19 protein-coding genes, 1 tRNA gene and 1 other RNA gene are annotated in these 22,502 nt (G+C 72.6%); 18 read left to right on the top strand and 3 right to left on the bottom strand.

Going from position 1 to position 22,502, the window contains the following annotated elements; genetic code table 11:
* The first annotated feature begins 282 nt into the window (after positions 1–282).
* The 8 genes from Q0D57_RS14210 to Q0D57_RS14175 all read left to right on the top strand — a co-directional run bounded on the left by Q0D57_RS14210 (position 283) and on the right by Q0D57_RS14175 (position 9,678).
* Positions 283–1,545, top strand: coding sequence for a glycerate kinase (locus tag Q0D57_RS14210; protein ID WP_291045180.1), 1,263 nt, complete (start codon positions 283–285; stop codon positions 1,543–1,545).
* A 201-nt stretch (positions 1,546–1,746) separates the two neighbouring features.
* A complete protein-coding gene (locus Q0D57_RS14205) occupies positions 1,747–3,381 on the top strand; it encodes an MFS transporter (protein WP_291045178.1) in 1,635 nt (544 codons plus the stop codon).
* Between the two features lie 291 nt (positions 3,382–3,672).
* Positions 3,673–4,203 (top strand): hypothetical protein, encoded by a 531-nt coding sequence (locus Q0D57_RS14200; protein ID WP_291045176.1) that lies wholly within the window; start codon positions 3,673–3,675, stop codon positions 4,201–4,203.
* A 9-nt stretch (positions 4,204–4,212) separates the two neighbouring features.
* Complete coding sequence (locus tag Q0D57_RS14195) at positions 4,213–5,874, top strand: hypothetical protein (protein WP_291045173.1); 1,662 nt, start codon at positions 4,213–4,215, stop codon at positions 5,872–5,874.
* A 333-nt stretch (positions 5,875–6,207) separates the two neighbouring features.
* Positions 6,208–6,990 carry a type II CAAX endopeptidase family protein gene (locus Q0D57_RS14190; RefSeq protein WP_291045171.1) on the top strand — a complete coding sequence of 261 codons (783 nt, stop codon included), beginning with the start codon at positions 6,208–6,210 and terminating at the stop codon, positions 6,988–6,990.
* A 64-nt stretch (positions 6,991–7,054) separates the two neighbouring features.
* Entirely contained in the window at positions 7,055–7,840 is a 786-nt protein-coding gene (locus Q0D57_RS14185) for a phosphatase PAP2 family protein (RefSeq protein WP_291045169.1), read from the top strand.
* A gap of 9 nt (positions 7,841–7,849) precedes the next feature.
* The gene (menC, locus tag Q0D57_RS14180; protein ID WP_291045167.1) at positions 7,850–8,977 is read left to right on the top strand and encodes an o-succinylbenzoate synthase; all 1,128 of its coding nucleotides are present in this window, start codon (positions 7,850–7,852) and stop codon (positions 8,975–8,977) included.
* Positions 8,974–9,678, top strand: coding sequence for a GNAT family N-acetyltransferase (locus Q0D57_RS14175; RefSeq protein WP_291045165.1), 705 nt, complete (start codon positions 8,974–8,976; stop codon positions 9,676–9,678). Before menC ends, Q0D57_RS14175 begins: the two co-directional genes overlap by 4 nt.
* Here the strand turns inward: Q0D57_RS14175 and Q0D57_RS14170 are convergent.
* Positions 9,656–10,297, bottom strand: a complete 642-nt coding sequence (locus tag Q0D57_RS14170; protein ID WP_291045163.1) for a hypothetical protein — start codon at positions 10,295–10,297, stop codon at positions 9,656–9,658. The genes Q0D57_RS14175 and Q0D57_RS14170 overlap by 23 nt on opposite strands.
* A 140-nt stretch (positions 10,298–10,437) precedes the next feature.
* Between Q0D57_RS14170 and Q0D57_RS14165 the strand changes: the two genes are divergently transcribed.
* The 3 genes from Q0D57_RS14165 to Q0D57_RS14155 all read left to right on the top strand — a co-directional run bounded on the left by Q0D57_RS14165 (position 10,438) and on the right by Q0D57_RS14155 (position 13,404).
* Positions 10,438–12,849: a phosphoketolase gene (locus Q0D57_RS14165; RefSeq protein ID WP_291045162.1), complete on the top strand. Its 2,412-nt coding sequence runs from the start codon at positions 10,438–10,440 to the stop codon at positions 12,847–12,849.
* Positions 12,846–13,283, top strand: coding sequence for a DUF3151 domain-containing protein (locus tag Q0D57_RS14160; RefSeq protein ID WP_291045160.1), 438 nt, complete (start codon positions 12,846–12,848; stop codon positions 13,281–13,283). The genes Q0D57_RS14165 and Q0D57_RS14160 overlap by 4 nt, the downstream gene beginning before the upstream one ends.
* Positions 13,284–13,319: 36 nt before the next feature.
* Positions 13,320–13,404, top strand: a tRNA-Ser gene (locus Q0D57_RS14155).
* Between the two features lie 67 nt (positions 13,405–13,471).
* Here the strand turns inward: Q0D57_RS14155 and Q0D57_RS14150 are convergent.
* Positions 13,472–14,125, bottom strand: coding sequence for an SDR family oxidoreductase (locus tag Q0D57_RS14150; RefSeq protein WP_291045158.1), 654 nt, complete (start codon positions 14,123–14,125; stop codon positions 13,472–13,474).
* 62 nt (positions 14,126–14,187) lie between these two features.
* Between Q0D57_RS14150 and ffs the strand changes: the two genes are divergently transcribed.
* From ffs to Q0D57_RS14130, 4 genes are all read left to right on the top strand, one after another.
* Positions 14,188–14,284, top strand: an RNA gene (gene ffs, locus Q0D57_RS14145) — signal recognition particle sRNA small type.
* Positions 14,285–14,330: 46 nt separating this feature from the next.
* Complete coding sequence (locus Q0D57_RS14140; protein ID WP_291045156.1) at positions 14,331–14,993, top strand: hypothetical protein; 663 nt, start codon at positions 14,331–14,333, stop codon at positions 14,991–14,993.
* Positions 14,994–15,100: 107 nt separating this feature from the next.
* Positions 15,101–17,290, top strand: coding sequence for a phosphate acetyltransferase (gene pta, locus Q0D57_RS14135; protein WP_291045182.1), 2,190 nt, complete (start codon positions 15,101–15,103; stop codon positions 17,288–17,290).
* Positions 17,287–18,480 carry an acetate kinase gene (locus Q0D57_RS14130; protein WP_291045154.1) on the top strand — a complete coding sequence of 398 codons (1,194 nt, stop codon included), beginning with the start codon at positions 17,287–17,289 and terminating at the stop codon, positions 18,478–18,480. The genes pta and Q0D57_RS14130 overlap by 4 nt, the downstream gene beginning before the upstream one ends.
* Before the next feature lie 67 nt (positions 18,481–18,547).
* Here the strand turns inward: Q0D57_RS14130 and Q0D57_RS14125 are convergent, their stop codons facing one another.
* Positions 18,548–19,642, bottom strand: a complete 1,095-nt coding sequence (locus Q0D57_RS14125) for a GNAT family acetyltransferase (protein ID WP_291045152.1) — start codon at positions 19,640–19,642, stop codon at positions 18,548–18,550.
* Positions 19,643–19,727: 85 nt separating this feature from the next.
* Here Q0D57_RS14125 and Q0D57_RS14120 point away from each other — a divergent pair, with 85 nt between their 5' ends.
* The 3 genes from Q0D57_RS14120 to Q0D57_RS14110 form a co-directional block, all read left to right on the top strand.
* Positions 19,728–20,204 (top strand): GNAT family N-acetyltransferase, encoded by a 477-nt coding sequence (locus Q0D57_RS14120; RefSeq protein WP_291045150.1) that lies wholly within the window; start codon positions 19,728–19,730, stop codon positions 20,202–20,204.
* Positions 20,205–20,264: 60 nt separating this feature from the next.
* Positions 20,265–20,552 (top strand): DUF1905 domain-containing protein, encoded by a 288-nt coding sequence (locus Q0D57_RS14115; RefSeq protein ID WP_291045149.1) that lies wholly within the window; start codon positions 20,265–20,267, stop codon positions 20,550–20,552.
* A 190-nt stretch (positions 20,553–20,742) separates the two neighbouring features.
* The coding region (locus Q0D57_RS14110) for a DNA polymerase III subunit gamma and tau (RefSeq protein ID WP_291045147.1) at positions 20,743–22,502 on the top strand (1,760 nt) is incomplete at its 3' end.

Raw genomic sequence — 22,502 nt, 5'->3', positions numbered from 1 at the left:
TCTGTGGCAGCGCGAACGTGAGGTGCGCCCGCGGGCGGCGGGCGACGGCGGCGGCCGCGGCGGCCGCGGCGGGGGTGGAAACGCCCGGGGCGGCCTCATGGGTGGTGGCGGTCGGGGGAACGGAGGGCGTCGTCGCATCGTTCATGACTCCACTCTGGCATCCCGCCGCGCGGCTGTGGGGGTTGCGTGCGGGTGTGGGGTGGCGTGGGGTGCTCGCGGCGCGAGCGGATGCGGGGCGTCGCGGTTGTTGACAAGGGGCGGGCGGCGTGAGGGGATGAGCGGGTGGCTTCTCGTGTCGTGATCGCGCCGGACTCGTTCAAGGGCACCGCCACCGCGGTCGAGGCGGCCGAGTGGCTGGCCGAGGGCTGGCTCTCGGTGCGACCCGACGACGAGGTCATCCGCATCCCGATGGCCGACGGCGGCGAGGGCGCGCTCGACGCCTTCGAGCTGGCGCGCCCGGATGCGCGGCGCATCCCGGTCACCGTCACCGGTCCCGACGACCGCGTGATCGAGGCGGCCTGGCTGTGGCTGCCGCCGACCGCGACAGCGGGTGGAGCGGTGGTGGGCGGTGCCGACCGGCTCGGCGGCACCGCCGTGGTCGAGCTCGCGAACACGAGCGGCATCACGCTGCTCGACCGGCTGCGGCCGCTCGAGGCCCACACGATCGGGTTCGGGCAGGCCATCCGTGCGGCCCTCGACGCCGGGGTCGACGAGGTGGTGCTCGCCATCGGCGGCAGCTCCTCCACCGACGGAGGGGCGGGCGCCCTCGAGGTGCTCGGGGCGAGCTTCACTGGCGACGACGGCCGCCCGGTAGCACCGGGCAACGGAGGCCTCGCCGACGTCGGGCGTGCCGACCTCTCCACCCTCCGCGCCCTGCCGCCCGGGGGCGTCGCGGTGCTGAGCGACGTCGACAACCCGCTGCTCGGGCGCCGGGGGGCCGTCGCGGTCTTCGGCCTGCAGAAGGGCATCGAGGAGGGCCTCGCTCCCCAGGCCGAGGCCAACCTCACGGTGTTCGCCCGGGTGCTGGCGGATGCCACGGGCATCGACCCCGAGACCCCCGGCGCAGGCGCGGCGGGCGGCACGGGCTTCGGGCTGCTCGCGTGGGGCGCGCGGCTCACCCCCGGTGCCACCGCCGTGGCCGAACTGCTGAGGCTGCCGCAGCGACTCGTCGGCGCCGACGTCGTCATCACCGGCGAGGGCCGCTTCGACGACCAGTCCGAAGCGGGCAAGGTCCCCACCACGGTGCGCGACCTGGCGCGGGTGGCTGCCGCGGACGCCGGCGCCTCCACCGCCGCCGGCGCATCAGCGGGCTTCGCATCAACGGCCGGCGCAACCACGGTCGGCACTGTGCACGCACCAGCATCGGCCCCGGTGCGCGTCGCCCTCGTGGCAGGCGCGATCGCGGGGCCGACCGCCTCGTTCGACGACGCCGTCTCGCTCACCGACCTGGCCGGATCCGCTGCCGCCGCCATGGCCGACCCCCGCCCCCACCTGGTCGCCGCCAGCGCGGCCCTCGCCCGCGCGCACGCGGCGCAGATCGCATGACGGCATAAAGTCAGGCGGCTGAGGTCCCCTGGCGCGCCCCGCCGGCCGCTTCGCGCGGACAACGCCACGTCTGAGCCGAAGCGATACCGAATACGACTCGGGGTGCCGCAGTGTTGGCGAACTCCACATCCGCGGCCTCACGCAGCCGTTTGCGGTCTCCCGCGGTCACCCGCGGCCGCCGAGTGGTGACAGAGTGAGGGGATGACTGCATCGAGGCGCGCCTGGCAGGCGCTCATCGTCCTGCTGGCGGGCATGTGCATCGCCCTCCTGGACACCACCATCGTGAATGTGGCCCTGCCCTCGATCCGCACGAGCATCGACGCGAGCGAGGCCACCCTCAGCTGGATCATCTCCGGCTACGCCCTCGCCTTCGGCCTCGCCCTCATCCCCGCCGGCCGGATCGGCGACCGCATAGGCCACAAGTGGGTCTTCTTCACCGGCATCGCGCTGTTCACCCTCGCGAGCCTCGCGTGCGGGCTGTCGCAGAACGACTTCCAGCTCATCGCCTCGCGCGTCGTGCAGGGCCTCGCGGGCGGCATCTTCGTGCCCGCCGTCACGGCGTACATCCAGCTGCTGTTCCCGCCCCGGATGCGCGGCAAGGCCTTCGCAATCATGGGCGCCGTGATCGGCGTCTCGACCGCTCTCGGCCCCATCATCGGCGGTCTCATCATCCAGGCGTTCGGCTCGGAGGAGGGGTGGCGGCTCGTCTTCGGCGTCAACCTCCCGATCGGCATCGCGACGCTCATCGCGGCGGCGATCCTGCTCCCCGGCCGACGCGAGACGGACGAGGTGGCCGCCGAGGCGGCGCCTGCTGGCGCCAGCGCGCCTGCCGGTGCCGGTGCCGGTGCTCGAGCCGGTACCGCCGCCGGTGCGCCTGCCGGAGCCGCCGCATCCGGCGCCGGCGCAACTGCCGGAGCCGCCGGAGCCGGAGCCGCCGGTGACGCCGCCGCCCCCGCATCCGCACCCACCCTGACCCCCACGCCCGCCAAGGCCGGCATCGACTGGGTCGGGCTCCTCCTCGTCTCGGGCGGCCTCATCGGCCTCCTCGTCCCCCTCATCCAGGGCGAGGACGAGGGCTGGCCGCTCTGGACCTTCCTCGTCCTCGCCGCCGGCATCCTCCTCCTCGTGGCGTTCGGAGCCTGGGAGGTCGCCTACACGAAGCGAGGCCGTCTGCCCCTCGTGCCGCCGAAGCTCTTCCGGCATCCGGCGTTCACGGGCGGAGTCGTTCTCGCCCTCGTCTACTTCGCGGCCTTCACGAGCATCTTCTTCACCATCTCGCTGCTCTGGCAGACCGGGCTCGGCCACACGGCGCTCGAGTCTGGCGCCGTCTCGATCCCCTTCGCGATCGGCTCGATCATCGGCTCCAGCCAGAGCAACCGCCTGTCGCAGCGCCTCGGCCGCACCGTGCTCATCATCGGCACGGCCGCCGTGGCCGTGGGGCTCGCGTGGGTGTGGCTCGTGCTCCTGCTCACGAACCCGGCCGACCTCACCAACTGGCTGCTCCTCGCCCCGCTGTTCATCGCGGGCCTCGGCAACGGGCTCTTCATCGCTCCGAACGCGCAGTTCATCGTGGCGACGGTCGACCGGCCGGATGCGGGTGCGGCATCCGGGGTCATCAGCGCCATGCAGCGCATCGGCAGCGCGGTGGGCATCGCGGTCATCGGCAGCGTGCTCTTCGGCACGCTCGTGGTGAACGGGTCGTCGCCGGATGCCGTGGCGAGCGCCTTCGTGACCAGCTCGGCCGCGGCGATGGGCGTGAGCGTCGCGTTCGCGGTCGTCGCGTTCCTGCTCGTGTTCGCGCTGCCGCGCCGCACGGCGGAACCGGGCGGGCGCTGACGCGTCCGACCCTCCCCGCGAGCGGGCGCGGGATCCGGTGTAGGCGATTTCCCAGACAGGGGTTGCGCCCGGGCGTGTCGGGCCGCTAGTGTCGGAGACCGCGACAACACGGTCGCCCGGAGAAGGAGGAGGTGAGCACATGTTTGATTCAGGTCACATCGCGCTTCCCCCGTTCTCCCGCTTCGCAGGCTAGCCACCCGCTCGCCGCGCTGCGGATGCCCTGACGCTCTTCGTCGGGCCCGCCTGGAAGCGCCTTCATCACTCGCATCTCTTGCTTGAAGGAAATCAACCGTGTTCACCTCGTCATCGCGCGCGCTCGACAGCGCGCTGCTCCGTTTCGTCCCTCCTGAATCCGTCTCGTCGGTCGACGCCCAGGCCTACGGCCGCGGGCTCGCGGCCGGCACCTACCGCCGCGAGTGGTCGTGGCTCGCCCTCCTCGATGGCGCCGTCGTGGCGCGCGGGGTGTGGTGGGGACCCGTCGGCTCCGTGCACCCCGTGGAGCTGCGGTGCCTCGCGGTCGACGCGACCGTGCCGCACCCCGAGGTCTGGGGAGCGGCACTCATCCGCTCCGCACACCGCGAGTTCGCCGAGGCGGGAGCGATCCTCGCGCCCGACCTGGTCGTGGAGGTCGACTCCGCCCGGCGCTCCGACCCCGACGTGGTGGCGGCGCTCGCCTGGAGGCAGGAGGCCGCTCGTCAGGCGGGGCTGCCCGTCGTGACCGAGACCGTCGTCGAGTCTGCGGCTTCGCCGCTCGTGCGAGTCACGTTCTCTGCGCGTCCCCTCGTGGCTCCGGCCGCCGCCGCCCAGCCCGCCCTCCGCTAGCGTGGAGGCGTGAGCGATCCAGCGGTGACCGGGCCGGCCTTCGAGATCCCGATCGGCTCGGGCTCCACCGCCGCTCTGCGCGTGGAGCCCGGGACGATCCTCGCCGTCTGCTCCGCCTCCGCGACCGATCTCGGGGCGGTGCTCGCGTCGGCCACCGCCCAGGTCGAGCGCCAGCCCAACGCCCCTTCGCGGAAGCCCGCGCCAGTGGCCCGTGGCGCTGCAGCCACGTCGCCCGTGAGCGCGGCGTCGGCCCGGCTCGCGGTGATCTCGGCACGGTCGGGTGTGGCGAGCGGGTTCGACCTGATCGAGAACGTCTTCCTCGGTCGCGTGCCGCTGCGCCGCCTCGGCCCCATCCCGATCGGCATCGACACCAAGCGGATGCGCGTCGAAGCCGCCCGCGTGCTCGCCGACGTCGGCCTCGACCTCCCCTTCGAGACCCGCGGCGACCAGCTCGACGAGCTCGCGTGCCTCCGCCTCGAGCTCGCGAGGGCCCTCACCGCCGACGCCGACCTCATCGTGCTCGACGAGCCCACCGCCCTGCTCGACGCCCCCGCGGCGCAGCCCGACGCCGTCGGGGACGCCGCCCGCCTGCTCGCGCTGCTCGGGCGGCTGCGCGATCGTGGGATCGCCGTCGTCGTGCTCACCCAGCGTCCTCGGCAGGCACTGACATACGCCGATTCCGTCGCCGTGCTCGCCGACCGCCGGGAAGTGGCGCGTCACGTCGTGCCCGCCGGGGCGACTGACACCGACGTCGAAGCACTCCGCGAGGCGATCCTGCGCGACATGTTCGGCGGCACGGACGATGCCGGTGGCCGCAGCGTCGATGAGTCCATGGCGCAGGACGCACCACCCGCGTCCGCCACTCTCGCCGGAGCCGCCGGAGCCGCCGGAGCCGGCGGAGCCGCTCCAGCCACCCCCGACGCGCGCGGCGAGCTGCTGCGGGTGCGGGGGTGGAGCGTGCACGACGTGCTGCGGCCCGACCGCCTCGTGGTCGACGACGTGTCGTTCGAGGTGGGGGCGGGCGAGATCGTGGGCATCGCGGGCCTCCGCCGATCCGGTGCCGAGGATCTGCTGCTCAGCATCTACGGGCGCTCCGCCGGCACGGATGCCACGGGCGAGGTGAGCGTGCGCGGCACCACTGCGCAGACCGACACCGTCGAGCACGCCATCGCCGCCGGCCTCTTCTTCGCCGGCACGCCCCACCAGCGCTACCGCATGCAGCTGCTCGGCGGCTTCGCCGTGCCGGTGTCGCAGTCGAGGGTGCGCGGGCTCGCGTCGTTCGGGCTGCTGAGCGACGCCTCCGAGGTGCCCTCCGACGCCGAGCGCGGCACGGGCGCGAAGCTCCTCGGCGCCGTGCGCTCGCTCAGCAGGGAGGGCGACCAGGGTGCTCGCGTGCTGGGGCTGCTCGAGGCGTTCCCCGCCTCCGAGCGGCAGGTGCTCTTCCTGCTCGAGCCCTTCGACGGCGCGACCCCCGCCGAGCGCGACAGCATCCTCGCCGCCCTCCGCACAGCGGTCGCCGGAGGCAAGGGCGCCGTGCTCGTCTCCACCGACACCGCTCTCCTCCTCGAGCACTGCGACCGCACCCTCACGCTCTCCGAGGGCCGCCTCACCGGCGCCCTCCCACGCGGCACCTCCCTCGCCGCGGCGGGCCCCCTCCTCGCCCCCCACTGAGCACCCGACCCCCGCCCGACGCCGCTGCGCTGCCGCACCCACCCACCCACCCACCCACCCGCCCGCGAGCGGGGTAGCGCTAGTCGACCGACCCCGGAGGTCTTGGCGCGGTTGGCGCTACCCCGGTGTGGGGTGAGAGGCATCGGGTAGCGCCAGTCGACCCACCGCGGAGGTTTTCGCGCGGGTGGCGCTACCCGGCGAGGGTTACGCGCGGTGGGGCGCGACGGCACGCGGAGAGGTGTGCCCGGGGAGGGCAGGTGGTGGCGTGCTGCGGGCGGCGCTCGACGGGACGGGGCGGCGGGGTGGATCCCAGCGAGGCGCTAGCGTGGTGGGGTGAGCGTGCAGACGGGGCGGGTGCCGCGGTGGGGACTCGTCGACGTGGTCGCGGGGCTGCTGGGGTTCGTGCTGCTGTCGGCCCTCGTGCAGGCGCTCGTGCGGATGCCCGCCCTCGCCACCCAGCCGCAGCTCCGCTGGGCGCTCGAACAGATCGTGGCGGGATGGCTGCCGCTCGTGGCCGTGGTGCTCGTGGCGTGCTTCTGGCGGGGCCGCCGCAGCCTCGCCGCCGACTTCGGCCTGCGGTTCCAGCCCATCGACCTCGCCATCGGACTGCTCGCCGGGCTCGTGCTGCGCGCATCCGCCGTCGGCATCGCCGAGCTCACCCGCGCCGTCTCGGGCACCCCGAGCATGCCGTACGGCGGGGGAGTCGGCTCCGACCCGCTGTGGTTCGCGCTCACCGCGATCGTCGCCGCGTCGATCGTGACGCCCGTGGTGGAGGAGCTGTACTTCCGCGGGCTCGTGCTCCGCTCCCTGCAGCACGCGGTGCTCGGCACGGATCCGGATGCGCCCGACCGCCGCCGCCTCGCCGCCACCGTCGCGGTCATCGGCTCGTCGCTCCTGTTCGTGATCTTCCACCTCGACGGCGTGCCCGAGACCGCCGCCGCCGTCTCCCGGCTGATCACCCTCTTCGTCGCCGGACTCGTGCTCGGCTGCCTCGCCGTGCTCACCAGGCGCCTCGGCCCCTCGATCGTGACCCACATGGTGTTCAACCTCTCGGTCGCGGTGATCGACATCGTCACGAGCGCGACGTCGGTCCCATCCGCCCCGACCCTCGGCTGACCGCCGGCGGCTGAGAGGACCACAGCCACGGGCGCGATCCCGCACACCGGGATAGCATCACGAGATGTCCTCACCCCCGAGCTCAGAACCCTCCGACGACCAGTCCCATCCCCCCGAGGCCCAGGTCCCCGAGGCCGCGGGCCCGGTCGAGGCCCCCGCCCCCTACAAGGTGGCCCGCCGCTGGCCGATCGTCTCCGGCGCCGTCGCCCTCCTCGTGGTGGGCCTGCTCGCCCTCGTGCTGGTGCTCCGCGGCCAGGGCTCGCTCCCGTTCTCGTTCGACGAGGAGTGGATGGAGGAGGTGCTCGAGAACCGCAACACCTTCTGGGAGGCCCCCTCCCTTGTAATGAACTACCTCGGTGGCGGCTTCGTGGCCGTCTTCGTCGTCCCGCTGCTCGTGATCGGCCTGCTCCTGCTGTTCCGCCGCCCCTGGGCCGCCCTGTACTTCCTGGCCTCGATCGTGGCGAGTGCGGCGGTCGTGCAGATCCTCAAGTCGGCGGTGGGCCGCGCCCGCCCCGAGGAGATGCTCGTGGTCTCGGACTTCGGCTCGTTCCCCTCCGGCCACGCCGCCAACGCGGCCACCCTCTCGGTGGCCCTCGGCATCATCTTCGTGCGCGTGTGGATCTGGGTGGCCGGATCCGTCTACACCGTGCTCATGATGGCGAGCCGCACCTACCTCGGCGCCCACTGGCTGAGCGACACCATCGGCGGGCTGCTGCTCGGCGCCGGTGTCGCCGTGCTGCTGTGGGCCCCCTTCGCCGCACGGCTCTATCGAGAACGCGGCCTGCCGCATCCGCCCGTCTGGAAGCCCCGGCCCGACCCCGCTCTCGAATCCGGAGGGCCTGACCGGTAGCGTCGACCCATGAGCGCGCTCCCCGTCACCCTGGAATCCGTCGAACTGCACCGGATCGGCATGCCGCTCGTGCGGCCGTTCGAGACCAGCTTCGGTCGCCAGACCGCCCGCGAGGTGCTGCTCGTGCGCGTGCGCACCGCCGAGGGCGACGGCTGGGGCGAGTGCGTGGCGATGACGGATCCCTTCTACTCGAGCGAGCACGTCGACGGCTGCGAGGCCGTGATCACCTCCTATCTCGCCCCGGCCCTGCTCGCGGCACGCACCCTGAGGGCCGACGACGTGGCGGGCCTCCTCCGCTTCGTGGTGGGGCACCGGATGGCGAAGGCCGCTCTCGAGACCGCCGTGCTCGACGCGCAGACGCGGGCGGCCGGGGTGAGCTTCGGCGAGTTCTTCGGCGCCGTGCGGCCCGAGGTCGACTGCGGCGTCTCGGTGGGCATCGCACCCTCGATCGGCGAGCTGCTCGAGGAGGTCGCGGGCTACCGCGACGCGGGCTACCGGCGCATCAAGCTCAAGATCAAGCCCGGCTGGGATCTCGAGCCCGTCGCCGCGGTGCGCGAGCTGCTCGGGCCCGACGCCCTGCTGCAGGTCGACGCGAACACCGCCTACACCGAGGCCGACATCGACCACCTGCGTGAGCTCGACCCGTTCGGCCTCCTGCTGATCGAGCAGCCGTTCGTGGAGGAGGACATCCGCACCCACGTGCGGCTCGCCCGCGCCATCGACACCCCCGTGTGCCTCGACGAGTCGATCACCGGGGTCGACATCGCGATCGATGCGATCGAGCGGGATGCGACGTCGATCGTCAACATCAAGCCGGGCCGGGTTGGTGGCTACCTCGAGGCGATCCGGATCCATGACGCCTGCCTCGACCGCGACGTGCCCGTGTGGTGCGGGGGCATGCTCGAGACGGGTGTGGGGCGGGCGGCCAACGTGGCCCTCGCCGCTCTGCCGGGCTTCACGCTGCCGGGCGACACCTCCGCCTCCGACCGCTACTTCGCCGAGGACCTCACGGAGTCGTTCGTGCTCGTCGACGGCCGCCTCGCGGTGCCCGCCGGCCCGGGCTCGGGCGTGACGGTGCGCGAGGAGCTCCTCGCCGACTGGGCGCTCCACCCGCCCGTCGTGCTCGCGGTCTCGTGACGGCTGCGCCTACTCCGGATGCGCCCGCGCCCGATGCGTCCGTGCCGGATGCGCCGGGCCCCGACTCACCCACGTCCGATCCGCAGTCGCCCACCTTCACCATCCGCCCTTACCGCCCCACCGACCGCGCGGCCGTCGAGCGGATCTGCCTCGAGACGGGCGACGCCGGCCGCGACGCCACCCACCTCCACCCCGACCCCCGCGAGCTCACCCACCGCTGGGCGACTCCCTACCTGCTGCTCGATCCCGAGCACGCCTTCGTGGCGGAGCGCCACAGCGACAGCGACAGCCACAGCGACGGCGACGCCGACAGCGCTGTCGTCGGCTACGTGCTCGGCACGGCCGACACCCGCGCCTTCGCCACCGCGTTCGCCCAGGGCGACTGGGCCGAGGCCGCCGGCGGAACCTCCCTCGACGAGGCCGCCCGCCACGAGCACGCCGCCCATATGCTCGAATCGGAATGCGATGGCTTCCCCGCCCACCTGCACATCGACCTCGGCGAGGGCGCGCGCGGCGGCGGCCTCGGGCGGCGCCTGATCGAGCGCTTCGTGCGGTCCCTCCCGCCCGGCACCGGCGTGCAGGTCGTGGTCGACCCCGCCAACACCGGCGCCCTCGCCTTCTACCCCCGGGTCGGCTTCGAGCGACGGAGCCAGAGCGCCGACGGCGTCGTCTTCGGCCTCAGCGCTCCGCGGCCGGAGTGAGCACGAGCGCCTCGGGCGACATGAGGGCGATCAGGATGAGCGCGAGCAGCGCGATCACTCCCGCGACAGCGAGCCGCCCGGTCCACGGCCAGCGCTCGAACCAGAACAGCAGATCGGCGTGGTCGTGCCGCAGCTGGGCGGCGGTGATCGGATCGGCGGCGCGCCGGATGGGCACGTCGTACGCGGCCGCGACCGTCTCGATGGCCTCGTTGGTCCAGAACTCCCCGCGCATCCGCACGAGCAGCTCGCCCGTCGTGTCGACGAGGAACAGCTGGCGGTCGGTCTCGGCGGTCACCCCGCGGTAGACGTCGATCACGAGCGCGGCGGCGATCCGCTTGGCGGGAATGCGGCTCTGCCGGCGGAAGAATCCGCGCTCCACGAGCCCGTCCGGACCCAACCGGATGCTCACGCCACGCAGGAGCGCCGCCCCGGCCAGGTAGAGGGCGAGCACGAACGCGAACGCGATGGCCACGCGGAGCCAGGTGCCGCGCGGCAGCGAGAACCACAGCATGGCCGCGAACACCGGCAGGATGAGCGCCGCGGCGGCGAGGCGGGTCTGCCGGATGAGCTGCACGCGTGGTCGGATCAGCACGGACGCGCGACTGATCGGGGTTCCCACGTGTCGAGGATACGGGCGGCGAGGGCGTGGCGCAGGCGGCCGACTGGGGGACATCCTCCCCTCCACTACCAGCGCACGCTCAGGCGACGAGAGTGCCGGGGGCCCTGTGCGCGCGGCGCATCCGTTCGTAGGCTGACGGCATGACAGCCACCAGCCCTGTCCCACCCGCCGCCGGCCCCCGCCCGGCCGTCCCCCTCGCCGCCGTCGACCTCTGGTGGCGCGCCGCCAACTACCTCTCCGTCGGCCAGATCTACCTGCTCGACGACCCGCTCCTCGAGCGCCCGCTCACGCGGGACGACATCAAGCCGCGCCTGCTCGGGCACTGGGGCACCACGCCCGCCCTGAACTTCGTCTGGGCGCACCTCAACAAGCTCATCGTCGAACGCGAGACGAACGTGATCTACATCGCCGGCCCCGGGCACGGCGGCCCCGGCGTGGTGGCGAGCGCCTGGCTCGACGGCACCTACTCCGAGCTCTTCCCGCGCATCACGCGCGACGGCGGGGGCATGAAGAAGCTGTTCCGGCAGTTCTCGTTCCCGGGCGGCATCCCCTCCCACGCCGCGCCCGAGACCCCGGGGTCGATCAACGAGGGCGGGGAGCTCGGCTACTCGCTCGTGCACGCCTACGGAGCCGTGCTCGACAACCCCTCCCTCGTGGCCGCCTGCGTCGTGGGCGACGGCGAGGCCGAGACCGCCACCCTCGCGACGAGCTGGCACCTCAACAAGTTCCTCGACCCGGCGAGCGACGGCGCCGTGCTGCCGATCCTCAACCTCAACGGCTACAAGATCGCCAATCCCACCCTGCTCGCGCGCATCCCCGAGGAGGAGCTGCTCGCGCTCTTCACCGGCTACGGCTACTCGCCGCGCATCGTCTCGGGCGGCTTCGACGGTGAGGATCCGGCGGCCGTGCACGAGCGCTTCGCCGCGGCGCTCGCCGAGGCGACCGACGAGATCGAGGCCATCCAGCACGCCGCTCGGGAGGGCGGCGAGACCGCCCGCCCGGCCTGGCCGATGCTCATCCTCAAGACCCCGAAGGGATGGACGGGGCCCAAGGAGGTCGACGGCCTCCCGGTCGAGAACACCTGGCGCTCGCACCAGGTTCCGCTCTCGGGCGTGCGCGACAACCCCGAGCACCTCGCCCAGCTCGAGGAGTGGCTGCGGAGCTACCGCCCCGAGGAGCTCTTCGACACCGACGGCCGCCCGGTCGCCGAGCTCGACGCGGTGCGCCCGGCCGGCACGCTCCGGATGAGCGACAACCCGCATGCCAACGGCGGACTGCTCCGCCGGGACCTCGACCTGCCGCCGCTCGAGCCCCGCGCGGTGGCGGTGGGGGAGCGGCGCGGAGCGGAGGAGGTGGAGCCCACCCGGGTGCTCGGCCGCTGGCTCCGTGACCTGATGGCCGCGAACCCCGACGACTTCCGGCTCTTCGGCCCCGACGAGGTCGAGTCGAACCGGCTCGGCGACGTCTACGAGGTCACGGGCAAGCAGTGGCAGGGCGACGTGCTCCCCACCGACCTGCACCTCGGCCGCGAGGGGCGGGTGATCGAGGTGCTGAGCGAGAACCTCGCGCAGGGCCTGCTCGAGGGCTACCTGCTCACCGGCCGGCACGGGCTCTTCACCTCCTACGAGGCCTTCATCCATGTGGTCGACTCGATGTTCAACCAGTACGCGAAGTGGCTCGAGTCGGCCGCGAAGGTCGACTGGCGCCGCCCCGTCTCCTCCTTCACCTACCTGCTGTCGTCGCACGTCTGGCGGCAGGACCACAACGGCTTCTCGCACCAGGATCCCGGATTCCTCGACCATGTCGTCAACAAGCAGGCGAGCATCGTGCGCATCTACCTGCCGCCGGACGCGAACTCCCTGCTCGTGACCGCCGAGCACTGCTTCGGCACCCGCGACCTCGTGAACGTGATCGTGGCGGGCAAGCACCCCACCGGTGCGCTGCTGAGCCTCGAGGAGGCCCGCACCCACGGTGCGCGCGGCGCGAGCGTGTGGGAGTGGGCGGGCACCGAGCGGGCGGGGGAGGAGCCCGAGGTCGTGGTGGCCTGCGCGGGCGACGTGCCGACCGTCGAGGCGATCGCCGCCGTGCAGATCCTGCGCGAGGAGATCCCGGATCTCGCCGTGCGGTTCGTCAACGTGGTCGACCTGATGCGCCTGCAGGATGCCACGGAGCATCCGCACGGCCTCGACGAGCCGTCGTTCGACGCGCTCTTCACGCGTGACCGGCCCGTGGTGTTCGCCTTCCACGGCTACCCCTCGCTCATCCACCGCCTCACCTATCGGCGGGCGAACCACGGCAACATCCACGTGCGCGGCTTCAAGGAGATGGGCACGACCACGACGCCGTTCGACATGCTCATGCTCAACGACCTCGACCGGTTCCGGCTCGTGATGGACGTCATCCGCCGGGTGCCGCGGCTCACCACGGCCTACGCGGGACTGTCGCAGCGGATGGACGACGAGCGGGCCGCCCACCGCGCCTACACGAGGGAGCACGGCGAGGACATGCCGGATGTCACGGGCTTCCCGGTGCTGGGTACGATGGCGGAATGAGCAACCAGAACCTCCTCGGCCCTCCCGCGACCTTCCTGCCCGACGAGCCGGAGGTGCGTGAGGCTCTCACCCGCGCCGTCGGCTTCGACGTCGACGAGGTGCTGGAGCAGACGGTGAAGGACCACCCCACGTCGTCGCTGGCCTGGGCGACGCTGTCGGATCGGGCCTGGTCCAGGCGCGAGCCCGTGCAGGCCTACGCCTACGCGCGGGTGGGCTACCACCGCGGGCTCGACGCACTGCGGCGTGCCGGCTGGAAGGGCCATGGCCCCGTGCCGTTCTCGCACGAGGGCAATCGTGGGGTGCTGCTCGCGCTCTACACGCTGCGCCGTGCGGCAGAGGCCATCGGCGAGACCGACGAGGTCGTGCGGCTGAGCGAGTTCCTCGAGGGTGCAGACCCCGCGGCCGTCGCCGCCATCGAGGCGGGCGAGCGCTGAGGAGAGCACCCGTCCCGGTCGTGTAGGATCTTCCTCGGAAGTGTGTCCGAGCGGCCTAAGGAGCACGCTTGGAAAGCGTGTAGCGTGCAAGCGCTCGCAGGTTCGAATCCTGTCACTTCCGCTCATGAAGGCCCCCGATCCGAGGATCAGGGGCCTTCATCCGTTCCGGGTTGCTGCGTTCCGGGCTCCTACAGGTCGCGGAGCGCCTCGGCGATGGGGGTCGAGCCCGAGATCGCCTCGAACTGGCGGCGCACGGCGTCTCCCGAGGTCAGCAGCTGCGTGATGATCCACGCCACGTCGGCACGCGGGATCTCGCCGCGGCCGGTCGACTCCGCGAGGGTGACGGTGCCCGTGGCCGGATCGTCGGTGAGCCCGCCGGGCCGCACGATCGTCCAGTCGAGCGAGGTCTCGCGCACCGCGGCATCCGCTTCGCTCTTGGCGCGCAGGTAGACCTGGAAGACGTCGTCGCTGTCGGGGTCGAAGTCGTCGGCCGCCATGGCCGAGATCATGATGTAGCGGGAGACCCCCGCGCGGGCGGCGGCGTCGGCGAGCAGCACGGCGCCGTCGCGGTCGACGGTGAGCTTCCGCTCCGCGGTGGAGCCGGGGCCCGCGCCCGCGGCGAAGACCACGGCGTCGATCTCGCGCTCGGAGAGCTCGGCGGCGAGCTTCTCCGCGTCGGCGTTCTCGAGGTCGAGCACGAGCGCGTGACCTCCGGCCACGGCGATGTCGGCCCCGTGCGAGGAGTTGCGCACGATGCCCCAGACCTCGTGCCCGGAGGCGCTCAGGAGCTTCGTGGTGAGGAGTGCGATTTTTCCGTGCCCGCCGGCGATGGCTACCTTCATGCCCCCAGTCAACGCCCCCCGGCGACGGCCCGCCACCGGCCCCGGGACTTGCTACACTGGTTCCCGGCTCCCCGTGTGGCGCCATCCAGGCCAACTCCCCCAGGGCGGAAACGCAGCAAGGGTAACCGGGCTCTGGCGGGTGCGCGGGGAGTCCTCATACGTTAACCGGGGGTCGGTCGACGGTGATGCTCACGAGGGGGACTCGATGAAGGCATTCGCTCGCACCGCCCTGATCGCCGCCGCGCTGGCGACGGTCCTGGCCGCCGCCGGCTGCGCGGGCGGCGATCCGGCGCCCACCGCGACGGTCACCGTGACGGCCCCGGCGCCCACTCCGTCGTCGTCGCCGACCGAGACGCCCGAGCCCGAACCGGCACCGGATCCCTCCGCCTACTCGGTCGACGACCCCGGCACCTGGGTCATCGACTACGCCGGGATCGGCCCGTTCGTGGTGGGCTCGACGCTCGAGGGCATCGAGGCCGACCTGCCCCACCCGCCCGAGACCTGCCGCGCGGGCGTCGACACCTACGACTTCGACGGACTCGGCCTCACCGCCGTGAGCGGCATCGACGAGGCCGATCCGGCCGCGCCCGTCGTGGTCGTGCGGATGCTGGCGATCGACCCGGTCGACGCAGCCGACCCGGCCGCGCAGCCGCGCACCGAGGCGGGCATCGGCCTCGGCTCGACCGTCGCGGAGCTCCAGGCGGCCTACCAGGAGCTCGAGACCGTGCAGGGCATGAGCGGTTCCACCGTCTACCAGCTGGCGGCCGACTCCCGGTACATCTCGTTCGAGGACATGGGCTCCGGCGAGATCCAGATCATCTCGGTGTCGGATTCGGTGGGAGTCGGGAGTGAGTACTGCGGGGCCTGATCACCCGCCCGTAGGATTGGACGCGGTCGACCGAAGAGGAATCCGTGTCATCTGCTGAGAACATCTCCCCGTCCCGTCCGAACTCCCACCCGGGCTCCGGGCCCGGCGTGAAGAGCATCTACATCACCTCCGCCGAGGGCCACTCGGGCAAGTCGACGATCGCCCTCGGGGTGCTCGACATCCTCCGCCGCTCCGTGCAGCGGGTGGGCGTGTTCCGGCCCGTCGCCCGCTCGGTCAGCGCGCGCGACTACGTGCTCGAGATGCTGCTGCAGAACGTGGGGCTCGACCTCGACTACGAGCAGGCCATCGGCGTGACCTACGACGCCGTGCACGAGGATCCGGATGCCGCGCTCTCGCGCATCCTGGAGCGCTACAAGGCCGTCGAGCAGCGCTGCGACGCCGTGGTCATCCTCGGTTCCGACTACACCGACGTGGGCAGCCCCACCGAGCTGAGCTTCAACGCGCGCATCGCCGCGAACCTCGGAGCGCCCGTGCTGCTCGTGCTGGGCGGCCGCCGCGGTCAGGGCAACGACGAGCTGCTCGGCCACTCCGAGGCGCGCACGCCGAGCGACATGCGGCAGATCACCGAGATCGCGCTCGTGGAGCTGCGGAACGCGCACGCGTCGCTCGTGGGGATCGTGGCGAACCGGTCGGATCCGGAGAACCTCGAGAAGATCCGCGACGCCATCGGCAGTGCGGCCCGCGAGGCCGTGGACTCGCTCGCCGAGTCGACCTCGGGAGCCCAGCCCACGCGGATCCCGGTCTGGGCCCTCCCCGAGGACCGCGTGCTCGTGGCGCCGAGCGTCTCGGGCATCCTCGAGTCGATCGACGGCACGCTCGAGTTCGGCGACCGCCGGCTGCTCGCCCGCGAGGCGCTCGGCGTGGTCGTCGCCGCGATGTCGATGCGCAACGTGCTGCCCCGGCTCACCGAGGGCGCCGTGGTGGTCGTGCCCGCCGACCGGGCCGAGGTGCTGCTCGCGGTGCTCATGGCGAACGCGTCGGGGACCTTCCCGTCGCTCGCCGCCATCGTGCTGAACGGCGGGTTCGAGCTGCCCGAGGCCGTGCTGCGGCTGATCAAGGGGCTCAATCCGTCGATCCCGATCATCTCGACCGGGCTCGGCACCTACGAGACCGCCGTGCGGATCACCTCCACGCGCGGCCGGCTCGCCGCCGACTCGCGGGTGAAGTACGACAACGCGCTCAGCCTGTTCGAGCAGTACGTCGACGGCGGGCAGCTGCTCGCCCTCCTCGACGTGAGCACGAGCGACGCCGTGACCCCGCTCATGTTCGAGTACGGCCTGCTCGACCGGGCGCGCGCCGCGGGCCGGCACATCGTGCTGCCCGAGGGGGACGACGACCGCATCCTGCGCGCCGCCGCGACGGTGCTGAAGCGCGGGGTGGCCCGCCTCACGATCCTCGGCGAGGAGGAGTCGGTGCGCAGCCGCGCTCGCGACCTGGGGGTCGACATCGAGGCCGCCGCCGTCGTGTCACCGTTCGACCCGGCGCTCCGCCAGCGCTTCGCCGAGGAGTACCAGCGCCTCCGCGCCCACAAGGGCACGACCTACGAGATGGCGTTCGACACGGTCTCGGACGTCTCGTACTTCGGCACCATGATGGTGCAGCTCGGCCTCGCCGACGGCATGGTCTCGGGGGCCGCGCACACGACCGCGCACACCATCCGGCCGGCCTTCGAGATCATCAAGACCAAGCCCGACGTGTCGGTGGTCTCGAGCGTCTTCCTGATGGCGCTCGCCGACCGCGTGCTCGTCTACGGCGACTGCGCCGTGGTGCCCGACCCCACGAGTCCGCAGCTCGCCGACATCGCGATCTCGGCGGCGGCCACGGCCACGCAGTTCGGCATCGAGCCGCGCGTGGCCATGCTCTCCTACTCCACCGGGGCCTCGGGCTCCGGCGCCGACGTCGAGAAGGTGCGGGAGGCCACGGCGCTCGTGCGGGCTGCCGCTCCGGAGCTGCCGGTCGAGGGACCGATCCAGTACGACGCGGCGGCGGATGCGGCTGTCGCGGCGGCGAAGATGCCGGGATCGGCCGTGGCGGGGCGGGCGACGGTGTTCATCTTCCCCGACCTCAACACCGGCAACAACACCTACAAGGCGGTGCAGCGCTCGGCGGGCGCGGTGGCCATCGGGCCCGTGCTGCAGGGGCTGCGGAAGCCGATCAACGACCTCTCGAGAGGGGCGCTCGTGCCGGACATCGTGAACACGATCGCCATCACGGCGATCCAGGCGGCGGCGCTGTCTGGTCCGGCGGCGCTGTCGACCTCGGAGGTCTCCTCGTGAGCGCGATCCTGGTGGTCAACAGCGGCTCCTCCTCGTTCAAGTACCAGCTGATCGAGGTGGAGTCCGAGGAGGTGCTCGCCTCAGGGCTCGTCGAACGCATCGGCGAGGAGTCGGGAGCCGCGCGACACACGACGCCCGAGGGCTCGTGGGCGACGGAGACGCCGATCCGGGACCACACGGCCGGCTTCCGCGCCATGCTCGACGCCTTCGAGGAGCACGGCCCCTCGCTCTCGGCGCATCCGCTCTCGGCCGTGGGGCACCGTGTGGTGCACGGCGGCAAGCGGTTCCACGAGGCGACCGTCGTGACCGATCTCGTGAAGATCAACATCGAGGATCTCAGCGAGCTCGCACCCCTGCACAACCCCGCCAACCTCTCGGGCATCTCAGCCGCGCAGAAGGCGTTCCCGGGGGTGCCGCAGGTGGCGGTGTTCGACACCGCGTTCCACCAGACGCTGCCGCCCGCGGCCTACACCTACGCGGTCGACTCGGCACTCGCCGAGAAGCAGCGGGTGCGGCGCTACGGGTTCCACGGCACGTCGTTCGAGTACGTGGCGGGGGCGACGGCGGAGTTCCTCGGCGCCCCGGTCTCGTCGCTCAAGCTCATCGTGCTGCACCTCGGCAACGGCGCGTCGGCGTGCGCGATCGACGGCGGGCGCTCGGTCGAGACCTCGATGGGCATGACGCCGCTCGAGGGGCTCGTGATGGGCACGCGGTCGGGCGACATCGACGCGGGGGTGCTCTTCCACCTGCATCGCAAGACGGGGGCGACCTTCGCCGAGCTCGACGAGCTGCTCAACCGCCGGAGCGGGCTGCTCGGGCTCTCGGGCACGGGAGACATGCGCGACGTCGTGCAGGCGGCCTCCTCGGGCGACGAGGCGGCCTCGGCGGCGCTGGATGTGTACCTGCACCGCATCCGCTCGTACGTGGGCGCCTACTACGCGCAGCTCGGGCACGTCGACGCGATCGTGTTCACGGCCGGCGTGGGGGAGAACAACGCGCTCGTGCGGGCCGGTGCCCTCGCGGGGCTGGCGGAGCTCGGCATCATGGTCGATCCGTCGCTGAATGAGGCGGCGGGGTCGGGCGCGCGGGTGATCTCGGCGGAGTCGTCGCGCGTGAAGGTGCTCGTGGTGCCCACGAACGAGGAGCTGGAGATCGCGCGGCAGTCGTTCGCGGCGGTGTCGACCGAGTAACAGTAGATCTGAGCGACACCGAGCGGATATACGGGGCCGGTGTCGCTCAGATCCACCGTTACTCGGTTCAATCCGCGATGAGGCGCTTGCCGAAGCTCACCGCGGCGTCCCGCTCGTACCCGAGCGCGCGGTAGAACTCCATCACAGGCTCGTTGCCCTCACGGATCTGCAGGTTCACCTTCGGGCACCCGCGCTCGAGCAGCAGCCGCTCGACCTCGGCCATGAGGCGCCGGCCGAGGCCCCGCCCCTGCAGCGCGGGCGCGACCGCGAGGTAGTTCACCCAGGCGCGGTGGCCGTCGTAGCCCGCCATGGCGGTCCCGACCACGCGTCCGTCGGCCTCCACCACGAGGAACAGGTCGCGCTGCACGCCGAGCTTCCGCGCGATGTCCTTGCGGGGGTCGTTCCAGGCGCGGGTGAGGCCGCACTCCATCCAGAGGGCGACCACGGGCTCGGTGTCGGCGTCCCGGAAGGACCGCAGGATGATTGCGCCGTCGCCGTCGCCTGTGCCTGTGCTGATGCCGGTCGCGCCCTTGCCGGGGAGCTCCGCCGGCGCATCCGCCACGCTGCCCGCCCCCACGCCTCGACGCACGGCCTCGGCCATCGCGTGCCGCTGCACCGCCACCGTGTACGTCTCGGGGTCGGCGGAGGCGAGCGACCCCAGCCCTTCCGAGAGCGAGACGAGCCCGAGCGCCTCCGCCCGCGCCCGGTCCTCGTCCCACTCAGGGCGGCAGTCGCGCACGAGCCGTGCGATCCGCTCGACGAACCGCCGGTTCTGCGCCCGGTGGCGGTCGGCGAGCGTGGGATCCACGAGGGCGGCCGCGAGGAAGCTCACCCAGACCCGGGCCGCGTCCTCGCCCACCCGGTCGAGGGCGAGCGAGTTCCAGAGCACCGCGAGCAGGGCGCCCTCGGCGCCGCCGGTCTCCCGGCCCTCCGCCTCCGCGGCGTCAGCGGTCGCGGCGGTGCGTGCGTGAAGGAGGTCGCGGGCGTGCAGCAGCAGCGCCTGCTTCGTGGGGAAGGCGTGCATCACGAGCCCGGTCGTGCAGCCGGCGTGGTCGGCGACGGCGCGGATCGTGAGTCCAGGCAGCCCGCGTTCGGTGAGCACCGACCAGGTGGCCTCGGAGAGCCGCTCCTGCTGGTCGTCGAGGTTGCGCGAGCGGGCCATCGTTCTCCGTCCGGTCGGGTGGGCGCTGACTTGCACGGCAAGCGTAACAGCCGTTACGGTAATGCTCGTTACGAGAAGAGGATGCATGCCCGCCGACGAGACCGCCACCGCGATCACCATCTCCCGAGAGCCCTTCGACTCGGCCGACGCCGCAGCACTCCGTCAGGCCCAGCGCGACGAGCTCGACGCGCGCTACGGCCGCGACGACCACGAGCCCGGCGAGAAGCCGACGGCCGACAGCGTGCCGGTCTTCCTCGTGGCGCGCACGCCCGCCGGCGAGCCGATCGGCTGCGGAGGGCTGCGGCCCCTCGCCGGCGGCGGTGCCGAGATCAAGCGGATGTTCGTGGCCGCTCCGGCGCGCGGCACCGGTGTCGCCGTCGCCCTGCTCCGTGCGATCGAGGAGGAGGCGCGGGGGATGGGCCTCGACCGGCTCGTGCTCGAGACGGGCACGGAGCAGCCCGACGCGATGCGCTTCTACGAGCGCGAGGGCTACTCGCGCATCCCGCTCTTCGGGCCCTACGTGGGGTCGGACCTCTCGGTCTGCTACGCCCGCGACCTCTGATGTGGACGGTGTTCACATCCTCTCGCTAGGATGACGGGACACCGACCGGAGGAGCTTTCCGTGCCCGACTTCCCGCAGCCTCTCGACCACACCTTCACGGCGCCCATCGGTGTCGACGTGAAGGGCGAGGTGTGGTCGTGCGTCGAGATGCCGGGCTCGGCGGAGTTCTTCGGCACGGGCCGCTCGGTGAAGGTGGCGGGCACGATCGACGACGAGCCGCTCGCCTCCGCGTTCATGCCCACGGGCTCCGGCGGGCACATGCTCTCGATCAGCGCGAAGCTCCGCAAGAAGCTCGGCAAGGACATCGGCGACCCCGTGACGGTCACCCTCACCGAGCGCCTCACCTGAGCGCGGCATCCGGCGCACCGTGACGCTGACCCTCTCCGAGCGCCCCCGCGGAGCGGGCGCGGGCGCCGCCGCGCAGCGACGGCCCCCGCGCCCGCTCCGCGCCGGGCGGGGACCGGCGCGGAGCCTGGACCATCGCGCAGCGACGGCCCAGGCCGACAAGACTGTCAGTGCCCGCAGGTAGTCTGGTGGCGTGGTTACCGCCCTGTATCGCCGCTACCGGCCAGAGACCTTCGCCGAGATGATCGGGCAGTCGCAGGTGACCGATCCGCTCATGACGGCGCTCCGCACCAACCGCGTCAATCACGCGTACCTCTTCAGCGGCCCCCGAGGGTGCGGCAAGACCACGTCGGCCCGCATCCTGGCCCGCTGCCTCAACTGCGCCGAGGGCCCCACCGACACCCCGTGCGGCGTGTGCGCGAGCTGCGTCGAGCTGGGGCGCGACGGCCCGGGCTCGCTCGACGTGGTCGAGATCGACGCCGCTAGCCACAACGGTGTCGACGACGCGCGCGACCTGCGTGAGCGCGCGGTGTTCGCGCCGGCGCGCGACCGGTTCAAGATCTTCATCCTCGACGAGGCGCACATGGTCACGCCGCAGGGCTTCAACGCGCTGCTGAAGATCGTGGAGGAGCCGCCGGAGCACATCAAGTTCATCTTCGCCACCACGGAGCCCGACAAGGTCATCGGCACCATCCGGTCGCGCACCCACCACTACCCGTTCCGGCTCATCCCGCCGGCGCAGCTGCTGGAGTACGTGCAGTCGCTCTGCGACTCCGAGGGCGTCGAGGTGGCTCCGGGCGTGCTGCCGCTCGTGGTGCGGGCGGGCGGCGGATCGGCGCGCGACACCCTCTCGCTGCTCGATCAGCTCATCGCGGGCTCCGAGGGCAACCGCGTGGAGTACGAGCGCGCGGTGGCGCTGCTCGGCTACACGCACGGCGCCCTGCTCTCCGAGGCGATCGATGCACTCGGCACCCACGACGGTGCGGCGGCGTTCGACGCGGTGGATCGGGTCATCCAGACGGGGCAGGATCCGCGACGGTTCGTGGAGGACCTGCTCGAGCGGCTGCGCGACATCATCGTGGTCGCCGCCACGCGCGAGCAGGCGTCGTCTGTGCTCCGTGGCGTGCCGGCCGACGAGATCGAGGTCATGCGGCGTCAGGCGACCCTCTTCGGGCACGCGGAGCTCTCGCGCGTGGCCGACATCGTCAACGCCTCGCTCACCGAGATGACGGGCGCGACCTCGCCGCGGCTGCACCTCGAGCTCATGGTGGCGCGGGCACTCGTGCCGGCCTCCGACGACACGCAGCGCGGTGCTCTTGCGCGCGTGGAGCGCCTCGAGCGCCGCATCGGGGTCGACGACGGGCGGCCTGCGCCGGTGTCTGCGGCGCCGACACCGGCTGCTGCACTGGCTCCTGCTCCTGCTCCTTCGGCGAGTCCTGCGGCGGCTGCCCGGCCAGCGACCGTTCCGGTGGCGACCGCTCCGGCGACCGCTCCCGCAGCCGAGGCGGCGACGACGGCGCCTTCTTCCTCGCCCGCTTCGTCCGTGCCTCCCGCCTCGGCACCTCCCACATCGTCGCCCGCTGCCTCCGCAGATCCGGATGCCGGTGGTGGCGGCGAGGCGCCGGAGTCGGCCGCGTCGTCGACGGCATCCGGCGGGGTGGCCACGCCCGACGTGGTCGCTGTGCCGCCGTCCGCTGCGCCGGTCGCGCCCGCCGGGGCGCCCGCGGCGGCGGCCGCCGGTGAGGTGACGCTGCAGCAGCTGAAGGATGCCTGGCCTGAGATCCTCGAGGTCGTGCAGAAGGTCAAGATGACCGCATGGCTCGTGGTCTTCACCGCGCAGGTGCGGGCACTCGAGGGCGACGTCCTCACCCTCGCCTTCCCGAGCGAGAACGACGTCGCGAGCTTCAAGGAGCGCTCGGCCCCCGGCCAGGGAGTAAGCGAGTACCTGCGCCA

Origin of the sequence: Herbiconiux sp. (assembly GCF_023264895.1) — a bacterium.
Taxonomy (GTDB): domain Bacteria; phylum Actinomycetota; class Actinomycetes; order Actinomycetales; family Microbacteriaceae; genus Herbiconiux.
This window is presented reverse-complemented; position numbering and strand designations above follow the sequence as displayed.